The sequence below is a fragment of the Streptacidiphilus sp. EB103A genome, assembly GCF_041261405.1.
GTDB lineage: Bacteria > Actinomycetota > Actinomycetes > Streptomycetales > Streptomycetaceae > Streptacidiphilus.
Map to the genome: position 1 here is coordinate 31,500 of NZ_JBGCAQ010000033.1, position 13,367 is coordinate 44,866.

Genomic DNA, 13,367 nt, shown 5'->3' on the forward strand with positions numbered 1-13,367 from the left:
ACCGCCCACCTGAAGCACCTGAAGCACCTGAAGCAACGCCGACTGAAGGCTCTGATCGTTGAAGCGCAAGGGAACCGGCCCCGACGGGCTGGTCATCGTGGACAAGCCCGCAGGCATCACCTCGCACACCGTGGTCGCCCGGATCCGCAAGCTCGCCGGGACCAGGAAGGTCGGCCACGCCGGGACACTGGACCCGATGGCCACCGGCGTGCTGGTGATCGGCTGCGAGCGGGCCACCCGGCTGCTCGGGCATCTGGCACTGACGTCCAAGACCTACGAGGCCACCATCCGGCTCGGCCAGGCCACGGTGACCGACGACGCCGAGGGGGACGTCACGTCCACCGCCTCCACGGCCGCGGTGACACCGGCGGCGATCGAGGCCGGGATCGCCGAGCTGACCGGCGACATCGAACAGGTGCCCTCCTCGGTCAGCGCCATCAAGATCGACGGCAAGCGCTCCTACACCCGGGTCCGCGAGGGCGAGGAGGTGGAGCTCGCCTCCCGTCCGGTCACCGTCTCCCGCTTCGAGGTGCACGCCCGTCGCGAGGCGCAGGCGGAGGACGGCAGCCCGCTGATCGACCTGGACGTCACCGTCGACTGCACCTCGGGCACCTACATCCGCGCCCTCGCCCGCGACCTCGGCGCCGGGCTCGGCACCGGCGGCCACCTCACCGCGCTGCGCCGCACCCGGGTCGGCCCCTACACCGTCGAGGGCTCGCACACCCTCGCCGCACTGGAGGACTCCTTCGCGGACGCGGTGCTGCCCATCGCCGATGCCGCAGCGGCCGCCTTCACCCGTTGGGACGTCGACGCCGAGCAGGCCCGGCTGCTGGTCAACGGCGTCCGCATCCCCGGCCCCGGCCTGGACCGGTCCCTCGAACCGATCGCGGTCTTCGACCCGGACGGGCGCTTCCTCGCCCTGATCGAGGAGCGCGGCGGCAAGGCCAAGTCGCTGGCCGTCTTCGTCTGACCGGCCGTCGGCCCGTCACCCTGCAAACTCCTGCAAACCCCTGCGGACCCCCGCTCACCCCATCGAGCGAGCGCTCGGGGTGAACCAGGGGGGCGCGAGGTGCACCCGGGGTCGCGCACGGGCCACTGCGGGCAGCCTCCGGTCGGGCGGGCCGACCGGGGGTGAGCGGGTGCAGCGGGTGGACGAAGCGCTGGTACGGGTCTCCGACGCCGCCGGGCGGACGCGTGGCACCGCGTTCCCGGTGGACCGCGAGGGCACCTATCTGACCAGCCATGAAGCCGTCGACGGGCTGCCGGCGCTGCTGCTGGTCTGGCCCGGCGGGGCGGTGCGCCGGCTCACCGCCGCCGAGATCGTGCCGCTGCCGGAGTTCGACCTGGCGCTGCTGCGCACCGACGCGGTGATGCCGCCGCTGCCGCTGGCGGGCGGCCACGGCACCCGGCTGATCAACCTTCCGGGTCCGGAGCAGACCCTCCAGGGCTGGGTCGCCGGCCTGGTGACGGCCCGTTACGCCGCGGCCGAGCGCTGGCACCTGGTCGCGGACGTCTGGCAGCTGGAACTCGACCAGGTGCCGCACGGACTGCCGGTCCAGGCCTCGGGCACTCCCGTGCTGGACGCCGAGACCGGCGCGGTCACCGCCGTCGCCACCGCGGCGCTGCGCGGCCGGGACCGGGACGCCGTGCTGGCGGTGCCGCTGCGGGCCGCGGCCGGGCACCCCGTGGTCGCCGATCTGCTGGCCCGCAACGCGGCGACGGTGCCGGCCTACGGGCGCGCGCTGAACCTCGCCGGGGTGCTGGAGTTGGCCGCCGCCACGGTCGGGCCGGTGCTCGGCACGGCGTCGGCGCGGGTCGACCGCCCGGACGGGCTGCCCGAGGGCTGGGGCGCGCTGCCGGCCGACCGTCCGGTGGCCGCCCTGGTCGGCGAGCCGGGCAGCGGACGGACCACCGAGCTCGCGGGTCTCGCGGTGCGGCGCACCCGGGCCGCCCACCGGCTGCCGACGGTCTGGCTGCGCGGGGCCGACGTGCGCGCGGACGACGCCTCGGTCATGGACGCCGTGGGCCGTGCCCTGGGCACCCGTGCCGACCAGGCCTGCCGACTGGCCGCCGCCGCGCACCGGCCGCTGCTGATCGTCCTGGACGGCCCCGAGGAGATGCCGCAGGGGCTCCGGCTGCCGGCCTGGTGTGCGGAGACCGGGATCCGGCTGCGACGCGAGGACGCCACGCTGCTGATCGGCTGCCGCCCAGAGTACTGGGAGCAGAGCCGCACCCACTTCTCGGCGGAGGACCTGCGGCCGCCGCTGCGCCTCGGACCCATGCCGCCGGCCGTCGCGGCGCAGGCGGCCCGGTCGGCCGGGCTGCTCCCGGGCCCGCTGCCCACTCCGGACCAGGCCGGCGTCCCCCGGCACCCGTTCACCCTGCGGCTGCTGGCCGACCTGCGGGCGGCGGCGCCGCGACTGCCGCTGGTCCCCGTCCCCGGGCGGGCGGAGCTGCTCGGAGCCCGCGTCGACCTCGCCTGCCTGCGGATCGCCGAACGGCTGGGACCGCGCAGCGCGGGGGAGTGCCGCCGATTGGCCGCCGCCGTCGCCGGATGCGTGCACGAGGCGGCCCGGCGGATGCTGGGGCCCGGCGGGGGAGCGCTGGACCGGCGCGGGTTCGCCGAGGTGTTCCCGCCGCACTGGGTGCCCGCGGTGCTGGCCGAGGGGCTGCTGGTGCCCGCCGGACCCGGCTACCGCTTCGCCCACGAGGAGTTGTCGGAGTGGATCCAGGGCGGCCACCTGGACCTCGCCGCCGCCCTCGACGGTCTGCTCGGCGCCGAGGCCGGCACACGCAGCACCGGCAGCACCGGCAAAGCCACTGGCGGTACCGCGCCGGGCGCTCCCACCGCGCCGCACGGCACCCACCGCCGCGGCGGTCCGCGCGGGCACGCGGTGCCACCCCCGCAGCCGCCGCCCGCGCCGGGTCCGGTCCCGCACCACCGGATCGGGCCGGTCCGCGAGGCCCTGCTGCGGCTCCAGGACGACCCGGTGGCCCTGGAGGCCTGGCTCAGCCGACTGGTGCTGCGGCTGGACGGCCCCGAGGCCGCGCCCCCGGACAGCGAGGCGCACTGGTGGGCCTCCGCCCTGCTGGTGTCGGTGCTGCTGCGACTGCCCGACGCGGAGCCGTACCTGCCACTGTTGCGCTCCCTCGCCGCGCGGATGGCGGCCCGGGCCCGGGCCGGGGAACCCGCGCTGCCGCTCACCCTCTGGACCCGCCTGCCGCTGGCACTGCCGGTCCGGATGGACCTGCTGCGCCTGTTGTCCCGCAGCGGGACGGCGGAGCCGCTCGACGCGGTGGCCGCCCTGCTCGCCGCCGACCCGGCCCAGGCCTTCCCCGCGCTCTGCGGCTGGCTCAGGGACGAACAGTCGGCCCCGGCCGCGCTGCGGCTGCTGCGCGGCCACCACAGCACCGGCCTGGACGACCTGGCCGAGGCACTGGTCGACGCGGCCCATCCGCGGGCCGACGCGCTGCTGCGGGAGCTGGCGGTGGTCGAGCCGTCGGCGATGTGCCGGGCGGTCGACCGCTGGGCGCACGATCCGCGCCCGGAACGCCATGTGGCCGCCGCCGTCCACGCGCCCGCACTGGCACGCGCGCTGGCGTCCGGCACAGACCGGACCTCAGCCGGGGCAGCCGATCTGGCGCTGCTCCGCTACGCCGCCGAGGCCCTGCTCGCCCGTACCGCCGAGCGGGAGCTCCACGGCGCCGCCCTGGCCGTGCTGGTGGCCGACCCGGCCACCCGGGGCCGTCACCTGCCGGCCGCCGTCGACCGCTATGCCGCCGCCGACCCCCATCTGACGCCCCGCTCGCTGGCACCGGCCCTGGACAGCCACCCCTCGCTGGTCCTCTCCGGCTACCGGACCCGGATGCACCAGCCGGGCGAGGAGGTCGCGGCGGTGCTCCGCACCCTGGGCACGACTCCCGCCCCGCACGCCAGGGCGGCCATGGCCCGGCTCGTCGGGGAGTACCTCACCGTGCACCCCGAGGCGGCGGGCCATGTCGCCGCCTGGCTGGTGGCCCGCACCGCGCACGGTCCGGCCGAGCGGGCCGCGCTGCTCCCCTTCGTCCGCGACCTCGTCGACCAGCCGCCACCGGTGCTCGCCGCCTTCCGCGCAGCGCTGGCCGGCACCGCCGATCCGCTGCACCGGGAACTGCTGTCGCTGCTCCGCGAGGCCGAGCCAATGCAGGGCAGCGATCAGCCGCATGGCAGGCTATAGGTGTCACAGCGACAAGCGAACGAGGAGCGGTCAGGGTGCAGCGCTGGCATGGCCTGGAGGAAGTCCCCGGGGACTGGGGGCGCTCCGTCGTCACCATCGGTTCCTTCGACGGGGTGCACCGGGGCCACCAACTGATCATCAGCAAGGTGGTCGAGCACGCCCGGGAGCTCGGTGCCCGTTCCGTCGTCGTCACCTTCGACCCGCACCCCAGTGAGGTGGTCCGCCCCGGCAGCCACCCGCCGCTGCTCGCCTCGCACCGGCGCAGGGCCGAGCTGATGGCCGAACTCGGCGTGGACGCGGTGCTGGTGATCCCGTTCACGCTGGCCTTCTCGCAGCTGGCGCCGGAGGAGTTCGTGAAGCGGGTGCTGGTCGACGCGCTGCACACCGAGCTGATCGTGGAAGGGCCCAACTTCCGTTTCGGGCACCGCGCTTCGGGAGACGTCGCGCTGCTCGCCGAGCTCGGCGAGCGGTACGGGTTCGCCGTCGACGTCTGCGATCTGACGGTGGGTGCGGTGCACGGCGGCGGCATGGACGGGGAGGCCGTACCGTGCTCCTCCTCGCTGGCCCGCAGGCTGGTGGCCGAGGGCGACGTGGCGGGCGCGGCCGAGGTGCTGGGCCGTCCGCACCGGGTCGAGGGCACGGTGGTGCGCGGCGCCCAGCGCGGCCGCGAGCTGGGCTACCCCACCGCCAACGTGGAGACCCTGCCGCATACGGCCATCCCGGCCGACGGCGTCTACGCGGGCTGGCTGACGGCCGACGGCGAGCTGATGCCGGCGGCGATCTCGGTGGGGACCAACCCGACCTTCGACGGCACCGCGCGTACCGTCGAGGCCTACGCCATCGACCGGGTCGGCCTGGACCTGTACGGGTTGCACGTCAGCGTGGACTTCCTGGCGTACCTGCGCGGGATGGAGAAGTTCGACTCCATCGACGCGCTGCTGGACCGGATGGCGGTCGACGTCAAGCGGGCGCGCGAGCTGACGGACTGACGGACCCGAACAACCGAAGGGAGGCGCCCGGGCCGGGCGCCTCCCTCTCTCATGCGGTCACTGCTCCTGCGGCGGGTAGTAGCCGGGCGGCGGCGGAGCCCACCCCTGCGGCGGCGGCTCGGGGTAGGACTGCTGTTCCGGGTACGGCTGTTCCGGGTACTGCTGCGGGTACTGCGGTTGGGCGTACGGCTGCGGCTGCCCGTACGGCGCCGGGGGCTGCCCGTACGGCTGCTGCTGTCCGTACGGCGGCGGCGCGCCCTGCTGGCCGCCCGGCCACCCGAGCGGCTGCGGCTGGGTGCGCGGGAAGTCCGCGGCCACCATCGCCGCCAGGTCGAAGTACGCCTCCCGGGTCTTCGGCCGCATCCGGGACAGGTCGACCTCGGCGCCCGCCGAGAGGTGCTCGTCGAAGGGCACCACGACGACCCCGCGGCAGCGGGTCTGGAAGTGGGCGACGATGTCGTCGATCTTGATCATCTTCGAGGTCTCGCGGACCCCGGAGACCACCGTGATGCTGCGCTGCACCAGGTCGGCGTAGCCGTGCGCGGAGAGCCAGTCCAGTGTGGTGCTGGCGCTGCTGGCGCCGTCCACGCTGGGCGTCGAGACCACGATCAGCTGGTCCGCCAGGTCCAGCACGCCGCGCATCGCGCTGTAGAGCAGACCCGTTCCCGAGTCCGTCAGCACGATCGGGTACTGCCGACCCAGGAAGCCGATGACCTGCCGGTAGTCCTCGTCGTTGAAGGTCGTGGACACGGCCGGGTCGACGTCGTTGGCCAGGATCTCCAGGCCGCTGGGCGCCTGCGAGGTGTAGCGGCGCACGTCCATGTAGCTGCTGAGGTGCGGGATCGCCGTCACCAGGTCGCGGATGGTGGCACCGGTCTCGCGGCGCACCCGTCGGCCCAGCGTCCCCGCGTCGGGGTTGGCGTCGACGGCGATGACCTTGTCCTGCCGCTCCGAGGCCAGTGTCGCACCGAGCGCGGTGGTCGTCGTGGTCTTGCCGACACCGCCCTTGAGGCTGATGACCGCGATCTTGTAGCAACTCATCACCGGGGTGCGGATGATCGCCAGCTTGCGCTGACGCTCCTCCTCCGCCGCCTTGCCGCCGAAGCGGAAGCGCGGAGTGTTGCGGCGCTCCTCGGGCTGCTTCCGCAGCAGGCGGTCCGAGGACAGCTCGACGGCGGCGGTGTAGCCCAGCGGCGCGCCGGGCGCTGCCCCCGGCTGCTGCTGCGGCCAGCCGCCCTGGCGCGGATCGACCCCCTGCGGGGGCGCCCACGGCTGCGGGGGCTGCTGCTGCGGATACTGCTGCTCGGGAGCCGGGGGAACGGGCGGCGCCCACGGCTGCTGGGGCTGCTCGGCGATCGGCGTCGGCGGCACCGGCGGTGGCGCCCACTGCGGCTGCTGCTCGACCGGCGCGGGCGGCGCCCACTGCTGCTGGGGCGGCTGCTGCTGCGGCCAGGGCGCGGGCTGCTGCGCCACCGGTGGGGGCGGCGGTTGGGTCTCTCCGGTGGCGGGGCGATAAGCCTGCGGCGGGGCTGGGGGCTCCGCGACGGGAGCCACGGACTCGAGTCGGTGCTCCGGCGCGGCTTCGGGCTCCACCTCGGGCGTCTCCGGCGCCGACTCGGCGGCCTGCTGCTGCGACTCCGCCTCCGCTTCTGGTGCTTCTGGTGCTTCCGGCTCGGGGACGCCCTGCTTGCGCAGGTCGGCGCCGACCGGAACGACGTCCGCCGGCTCGGGCGCCGACTCGACCGCCGGCTCGGGCTCCGCCTGCGGCGCAGCCTCGGATTCCGCTGCCGGCGCCGTCGGTGCCGTCACCCCGAGGGCAGGCGTCTGCGCCGGCTCGTACGCCTGTGCGGGCACGAACGGGGCGGGCGGCTGGGGCTCGGGCACAGCCGGCTGCGCCGGTCCCACCTGCTGCGCGTTCTGCGTGTACCAGGCCGGAGGCGTGTATTCGGGCGCGTCCGACCACTCCTCGTCTTCGTCCGGCGCATGGTCGCCGACATAGACGCCGTCGCGATCGCTCGTCACTGCTGTCCCTCTCGTTCGCCTCCGTGGTACACCAGCGTAGTCAACCAGCGAATGCCCCTGGCAGGCCCCCTTGCGCCGGTGCTGACACTCGGCTCAGTCCACCCTTCGAGCCTGCCCCAGCAACTGGGCCTCGGAACCGGTCGGTCCGCTCATGACGAACACCCGGCGCCTGCGGTTGCCCCAGAGGGTCACTCCGTCGCCGAGCGTGGAGAGCGCGTCGACCTCGCCCGGCGGCAGCTCCAGCACCTGCCCGGCCAGGGTGGCCTCCTGCGGGGCGACCCGCTGGACGCCGACCAGGTCCGCGGCGGCCAACAGCCGTTCCGCGCCCGGCCCGAGGAAGGGCAGCAGGGTCAGCGTGGTCTGCCAGGGACCGGCCGAGAGCCGGCTCCGGGGCGGCCGTGCGCCGCAGTCCCGTACCACCAGCACCGGGGCCGCGACGGACGCGCCCTGCGGGCCGATCCGGCCCACCGGGTGCACCGTGACGCAGGGCTGGCCGCCGCCGGCGGCCTGGGCCACCGACGCCCAGGTCTGGTGCCGGGCCGTCTCCACGGCGACGCGCGCCCCGGTCGCGGCCGCCCGCAACGCGATCAGCTGCGCCGTCCAGACCCCGCCGACCAGGATCACCTCGTAGGCGCTGGGCCGGAACAGGCCGATCACCGCGGGGGCGCCGGTGCCGTCCACGCCGATCAGCACCCCGTCGTCGCCGACCGGCAGCGTCAGCGCGGACAACTGCTCCCGGCTCAGCACATGCTGTTCCCGTCGCGGCCCGCGCAGACCGAATCCGGGCAGTACCCGCCGTCCGCCCGTGCCGCCTGCCTCCACCGTGCTCACCGTGCCTGCTCCCCTCACCGTGTGCCGCCCAGCGGCAGCGTCGCCAGCACGCCCGGTACCTGCTCGTGGTCGAGCCGGACCAGTCCGACCCCGGCGCTCCTGGCCCGGGACTCCAACTGCCGGGTCACCTGATCGAGGTCGCCCTCACCTCGCGCGGTCACCCGGACGTGTCCGCTCAGTGCGACGGCGCCGGTCCCGGCCTGACGCAGCGTCAGGCCGAAGCTGCTGCCCAGCCCGGGCATCCCGGTGAGCAGGTTGACCAGTTCGGCGGAGCCCGCACCGGTCCCCGCGGCGGCGAGCCTGGGCCACTGGCCGATCCAGTAGGTGGCGTGCCAGCGGTCGTCGCAGCGCCAGGCCTTGGCGGTCTCCGAGGTACGGCGGCCGCCGGTGGCCGATGCGTTGGTCCGCAGCGGGCTGGCGCAGGTCGCGGTGGAGACGGCGGCGACGACCCCGCTCGCGTCGAGCACCGTCGCCCGCAGGCCGGCCCCGACCAGTCGGCTGGCCAACTGGTCGGTGGCGCGCTGCAGCGCCTTCCGGGCGCCGGCCTCGCCGCCGCCCCGGGCGGCCACGGCGGTGCGGCACAGCTCGGGGTCCAGCCGCACCGCGACCCAGGTCATCCGCAGGCCCGGGGTGGTGGAGCCGTCCGGCAGCTCCCGGTAACCGCGGGCGGCCAGCGCCTGCTCGGGCAGGTGCGGCGCGGGGGCGGGCTGGCTGTACTGGACGACCTGGACCGCGTCCAGGGTCACATCGTCGACCTGGAGTCCGTCGGCCAGCAGATCCAGCGGAAGCCCGGCGTGCGCGCCCCGGACCGGACGCAGCGGATCGTCCATCGCCTCGACCTGGATCACGGCGGTGAGGAAGGTTCCGTCACCGATCATGCCGATCTCGCGCCGGTCCCGACGGCCGGTCGTCGCACTGCCCTCCACCTGCACGGTGTGCTGCACGGTCCGCAGTGCGGGCTCGCACTCCAGCACCGGGGCGAGCGCCGGGTTCACCTCGACGGCCGCCGCCGCGGCCTCGGCCGCGTCCGCCCGGGCCCTGCGCTGCCGGGCCCGCAGACCGGAGCGGGCGCGCATCATCTCGGCGGGAGTGAGTCCGTGCCGGCGCACCAGCGCCAGCAGCACCAGGACCAGGGCCACGGATCCGCACGGGACCAGCACCTTCATCCCGCCGCCGAGACCCAACGCGACCAGCACCGCGGCGATCTCGAACAGGACCAGCTGCGGCAGCCGCAGTGGTCCGAGCCGCCCCGGCCGAGGCCGCGGCACCGGCTGGACCGGAGCCGTGCGGCGGGCCGCGTAGGCGCTCGCGCCGGGCGAGTCCGACGGCCCTTCGGGTCGCTGGACGCGCGGTGGTGCGGTCTGGCTCGACATCCCCCGGGTCAACCTTTCTGGACGGACGGCACGGCGCGAAGGGCGGCCGGTTGGCTGATCGCAATACCGTACCCGTACGGTACGTAGGGTCCGCGCGCGGGCGCGGGGTTGCCCCGGAAACCGGAGCACCCTCGGAGTCGGAGAACTGGGACGGGGAGAGTCGACAGCATGGCGTCACGCCGGAACGAACTGAGCGCCTACACCTTCTCACGGAGGCGGACCGTCGCGGCCTTCCTCCAGCCCTCCGGCGGGGGCAACGAGGAGGACGCTCCCAAGCCCAGGCGTGCGGTGGTGCCCGGTCTGATCGTGGGGGCGGTGGCCGTGGCCGGCTTCGGCGCCTACGGCATGATCAAGCCGTCCGCGCCGCTGCACTGGGACACCGCCAACGCGGTGATCGTGGACAAGGAGACCACCACCCGCTACGTGATGATCGACCACAAGCTGCACCCGGTGCTGAACATCGCCTCGGCACGGCTGCTGCTGACGGCCGGCTCCACGGTGGAGGAGGTCGACGACAAGGTCCTCAACTCGGGCAAGGTTCCGCACGCTCCGACCGTGGGCATCCCCTACGCGCCCGACAGCCTGCCGACGGCCAAGGACGCGGGCACGGCGAAGGCCTGGGCCGACTGCGAGCGCCCTGCCTCCGGCGGCCAGAACACCACCGACCAGAAGCTGTTCGTTCTGGGCGGACCGGACGCGGCCAGGGTCTCCGGAGCGGGCCGGGTCGACGCCGGCCATGCCGCCTACGTGCAGGCTCCCAGCGGCACCTACCTGGTCGACTCGACCGGCGCCGCACACCAGTTGACCGCGGACAGCGGGCAGGCCGCGGTGCTGGCCACGGCCGCCTTCGGGGCCACCGTCGGCCAGCCGCAGACCGTGACCAAGGACTGGCTGGCCACCCTGCGGACCGGCGACCCCATCGGCAACCCCCGGTCGGACATCCCGAACTTCGGGGAACCGGTGCACTTCCTCAACCACGACTTCCACGTGGGCGACACCTTCAAGGTGTCCGCGGACAACGGCTCCTATTTGCACTACGTGGTGCTGAAGGACGGCGTCCATCCGATGTCCGACTTCACCGACGGTCTGGTCCAGGCCCTGATGCACGCACAGCAGACCACGGAGACCGTGATGTCCGCGGCCGCTGTGGCCGGCGCCAACGACAAGGCGCCGTTCGAGCAGGGCAAGGACTGGCCCGTGGGGTCCGTGAGCCAGGTGAACACCTCCACCTCCACGGTGTCGTGCAGTGTCTACACGGGTTCCACGACGGCGTCAGGTGTCCCGGTGCTGGGCCTGTGGACCGGATCCGGCTATCCGGTCGACAGTTCGTCGGGAACGGCGGGCGTCTACGTCACCCCCGGCACCGGGCTGCTGTTCCGTTCGGTCACCGGAGTGAGCACCACGTCCGGCACGGTCAGCCTGCTGACGGACACCGGTCTGCGCTACCCGGTGCAGCTCAACACCGACGGCGGCAGCCCTTCCGCCGGAGCCTCGGCCGCGGCGGGCAGCGGTTCCACCGGCTCCTCCCAGACCAGTCAGCAGCAGGACAACACGCAGGCCCGGCTCGGCTACAGCGGGGTCACCCCGCTGCCGGTCCCGGCGGCGTGGACCGGGCTGCTCTCGGCGGGCCCGGCTCTCACCTCGGCGGCGGCGGGCCAGCAGCAGGGGTCCTGACTTTCCGTCAGCACCCGTGCGGCCCGGGCGGCGACGTCGGCGCAGGCAGGGGCGGTGCGTGTTCGCACCGCTCGCGCCGGGCGGCAAAGTTGTCCACAGCCCGGTGTTGGGGGCGTTGCACATGACAGCTAGAGTGCTGTGGGACATCACTGCAGTGGTGTCGGCCGCCGGCGCCCGAAAGGGTGCCCGGTCTCGTTGGTCTGTCTCATGGGGGACGGTGTACATGTCGGGTCAGTTCAGGACTACCGCCGATGAGATGCGGGCTTTTTCGAGCCGCATCTCCGACGTCAACGCACAGATCCAGGCCGAGCTCAGCCGGCTGGAGAGCCTCGTCAGCTCCATCACCTCGGGGTGGCAGGGCTCCGCCGCGCAGTCGTACAACACGCTTCAGGCGAAGTGGAACCAGGACGCGGCCAAGCTCAACAAGGTGCTCAACGAGATCAAGGAAGCCATCGACGCCACCTCGGCGACGTACTCCGGCACCGAGCAGGAGCAGCAGTCCTCGATGAGCAAGATCGCCTCCGCCCTCGGCTGACCTGGGCCGCATCAACTCCACTGTCTGCTTCACCGCTTGAAGGAATCGGGGACATCATGTCGGGTGCCGACCACATCCTGGTCAGTTTCTCCACCATTTCGAACGCCGCCGAAGAGGTTCGCAGCACCGCCGCCCGGGTCCAGTCGCAGCTCGACGACCTGCAGGCCGGCGTCTCCCGGATCGCCCAGAGCTGGGAAGGCAAGGCGCAGGAGGGCTACCAGGCCCGCCAGGCGGAGTGGAACTCCTCCGCCACCGACCTGCACACCGTGCTGACCCAGATCGCCGCCGCGCTCGACAGCGCCGCGCAGAACTACCAGGCGACCGAGAACAAGAACGCCAGCATCTGGGGCTGAGGGCCGACGTCGCCGTCGCCGTGCCGGGCCCGCGTGAGCGCGGCCCGGCACGGCGCGTTGTTCCCGACGCCCTTTGGACCACGGACACCGCGGGGGATCGAACAGCAGTGAGCAGGCACCACCACCGTCGCCGTGCGCTCCCGGCACTGGCCGTCGCGGCCGCGCTGACGGTCACCGCGCCGGGCCCCGCTCTGGCTCTCACGCATCCCCCGCGCACGGCGCTCGCCTCGGACGGCCAGTGCGTCTTCCCGTCCGGGAACATCCCCGGCGAGCCCTGGTCGCTGCAGCGGGTCCTGCTGTCGCAGCTGTGGCGCTACGCCACCGGCAAGGGGGTGACCGTGGCCGTGATAGACACCGGTGTCGACGACACCAACCCGCAGCTCAGCGGCGCGGTCATCGCGGGGACCAGCTATCTGACGAACGACAAGGGCACGGCGCTCACCGACACCGTCGGGCACGGCACCATGGTGGCCGGCATCATCGCGGCCCGCCCGAGCGGGGGGACCGGGTTCGTCGGCCTGGCCAAGGACGCGAAGATCCTGTCGTTGCGCCAGAACGACGGCCAGGGCAGCGGCGGCAGCGTCCAGAGCATGGCCGACGCCGTCAAGGAGGCAGTGGCCAAGGGCGCCGGCGTCATCAACATCTCGCAGGACGTCTCCGCCAACGGGAAGCCGGTCTACCAGCCGGAGAGCGGAGCCCTGGGGGTCGCCATCGCCAAGGCGATCCAGCACGGGGTCGTCGTGGTCGCGGCGGCCGGCAACGAGAACCTCTCGGACCCGACCTATCCGGCCTCCTTCCCCGGGGTGCTCGGCGTGGGCGCCTCGGACCGGGACAACGAGCGCGCCGACGGCTTCTCCGAGACCGGCCGTTCGGTGCAGGTCGCCGCGCCGGGCGTGGACATGGTCTCCACGGTGCCCAAGGGCGGCCAGTGCGTCGACTCGGGCACCAGCTTCGCCGCTCCGTACGCGGCCGCCGTCGCGGCCCTGCTCAAGCAGAAGTACCCGAACTGGACGCCGGCGCAGATCATCGCCCGGATCGAGCAGACCGCGCAGCGCACCGACGCCGGCCGCAACGACTTCATCGGCTGGGGCGTGGTCGACCCGGTCGCGGCCCTCTCCGACGACTCCCCGCCGGAGTCCGCCGCCGTACCCACGGTCCACAACAGGACCTCGGCCGCGCCGCTGCAGGCGATGCCGATGTCGCTCGGTGAGACCCAGGCCGACCGTGACCGTCGAACCGCCGCCTACACCCTGGGCATCGGCCTGCTCGCGGTCCTGCTGATCACGGGCACCGCCGTGGTCGTCCGCGACATGCAGCGTCGCCGCACGGACTGAGCCGTACGGCGACGCTGCGGGACGTGCTGGGGCCGGAGA

10 protein-coding genes are annotated in these 13,367 nt (G+C 74.0%); 7 read left to right on the plus strand and 3 right to left on the minus strand.

The window, feature by feature from the left end:
• The first annotated feature begins 58 nt into the window (after positions 1–58).
• From truB to ABH941_RS38220, 3 genes are all read left to right on the plus strand, one after another.
• Positions 59–970, plus strand: a complete 912-nt coding sequence (gene truB / locus ABH941_RS38210) for a tRNA pseudouridine(55) synthase TruB (RefSeq protein ID WP_370135697.1) — start codon at positions 59–61, stop codon at positions 968–970.
• A gap of 178 nt (positions 971–1,148) precedes the next feature.
• On the plus strand, positions 1,149–4,217 hold the full coding sequence (locus ABH941_RS38215; protein WP_370135700.1) for a serine protease: 3,069 nt from the start codon (positions 1,149–1,151) through the stop codon (positions 4,215–4,217).
• A gap of 35 nt (positions 4,218–4,252) precedes the next feature.
• The gene (locus ABH941_RS38220) at positions 4,253–5,206 is read left to right on the plus strand and encodes a bifunctional riboflavin kinase/FAD synthetase (RefSeq protein WP_370135703.1); all 954 of its coding nucleotides are present in this window, start codon (positions 4,253–4,255) and stop codon (positions 5,204–5,206) included.
• 57 nt (positions 5,207–5,263) lie between these two features.
• On the opposite strand, the gene ABH941_RS38225 is transcribed toward ABH941_RS38220, so the two are convergent.
• The 3 genes from ABH941_RS38225 to eccE all read right to left on the minus strand — a co-directional run bounded on the left by ABH941_RS38225 (position 5,264) and on the right by eccE (position 9,432).
• Complete coding sequence (locus tag ABH941_RS38225; RefSeq protein WP_370135706.1) at positions 5,264–7,228, minus strand: AAA family ATPase; 1,965 nt, start codon at positions 7,226–7,228, stop codon at positions 5,264–5,266.
• A gap of 93 nt (positions 7,229–7,321) precedes the next feature.
• A complete protein-coding gene (locus ABH941_RS38230; RefSeq protein ID WP_370135708.1) occupies positions 7,322–8,059 on the minus strand; it encodes a hypothetical protein in 738 nt (245 codons plus the stop codon).
• Between the two features lie 14 nt (positions 8,060–8,073).
• Entirely contained in the window at positions 8,074–9,432 is a 1,359-nt protein-coding gene (eccE, locus tag ABH941_RS38235) for a type VII secretion protein EccE (RefSeq protein ID WP_370135710.1), read from the minus strand.
• Positions 9,433–9,600: 168 nt separating this feature from the next.
• On the opposite strand from eccE, the gene eccB reads away from it, so the two are divergent.
• From eccB to mycP, 4 genes are all read left to right on the plus strand, one after another.
• Positions 9,601–11,106: a type VII secretion protein EccB gene (gene eccB / locus ABH941_RS38240; protein WP_370135712.1), complete on the plus strand. Its 1,506-nt coding sequence runs from the start codon at positions 9,601–9,603 to the stop codon at positions 11,104–11,106.
• A gap of 223 nt (positions 11,107–11,329) precedes the next feature.
• Positions 11,330–11,641: a WXG100 family type VII secretion target gene (locus ABH941_RS38245; protein ID WP_370135714.1), complete on the plus strand. Its 312-nt coding sequence runs from the start codon at positions 11,330–11,332 to the stop codon at positions 11,639–11,641.
• Between the two features lie 56 nt (positions 11,642–11,697).
• Entirely contained in the window at positions 11,698–11,994 is a 297-nt protein-coding gene (locus ABH941_RS38250; RefSeq protein WP_370135716.1) for a WXG100 family type VII secretion target, read from the plus strand.
• A 107-nt stretch (positions 11,995–12,101) separates the two neighbouring features.
• Positions 12,102–13,328, plus strand: coding sequence for a type VII secretion-associated serine protease mycosin (mycP, locus tag ABH941_RS38255; RefSeq protein WP_370135719.1), 1,227 nt, complete (start codon positions 12,102–12,104; stop codon positions 13,326–13,328).
• Positions 13,329–13,367 lie beyond the last annotated feature (39 nt).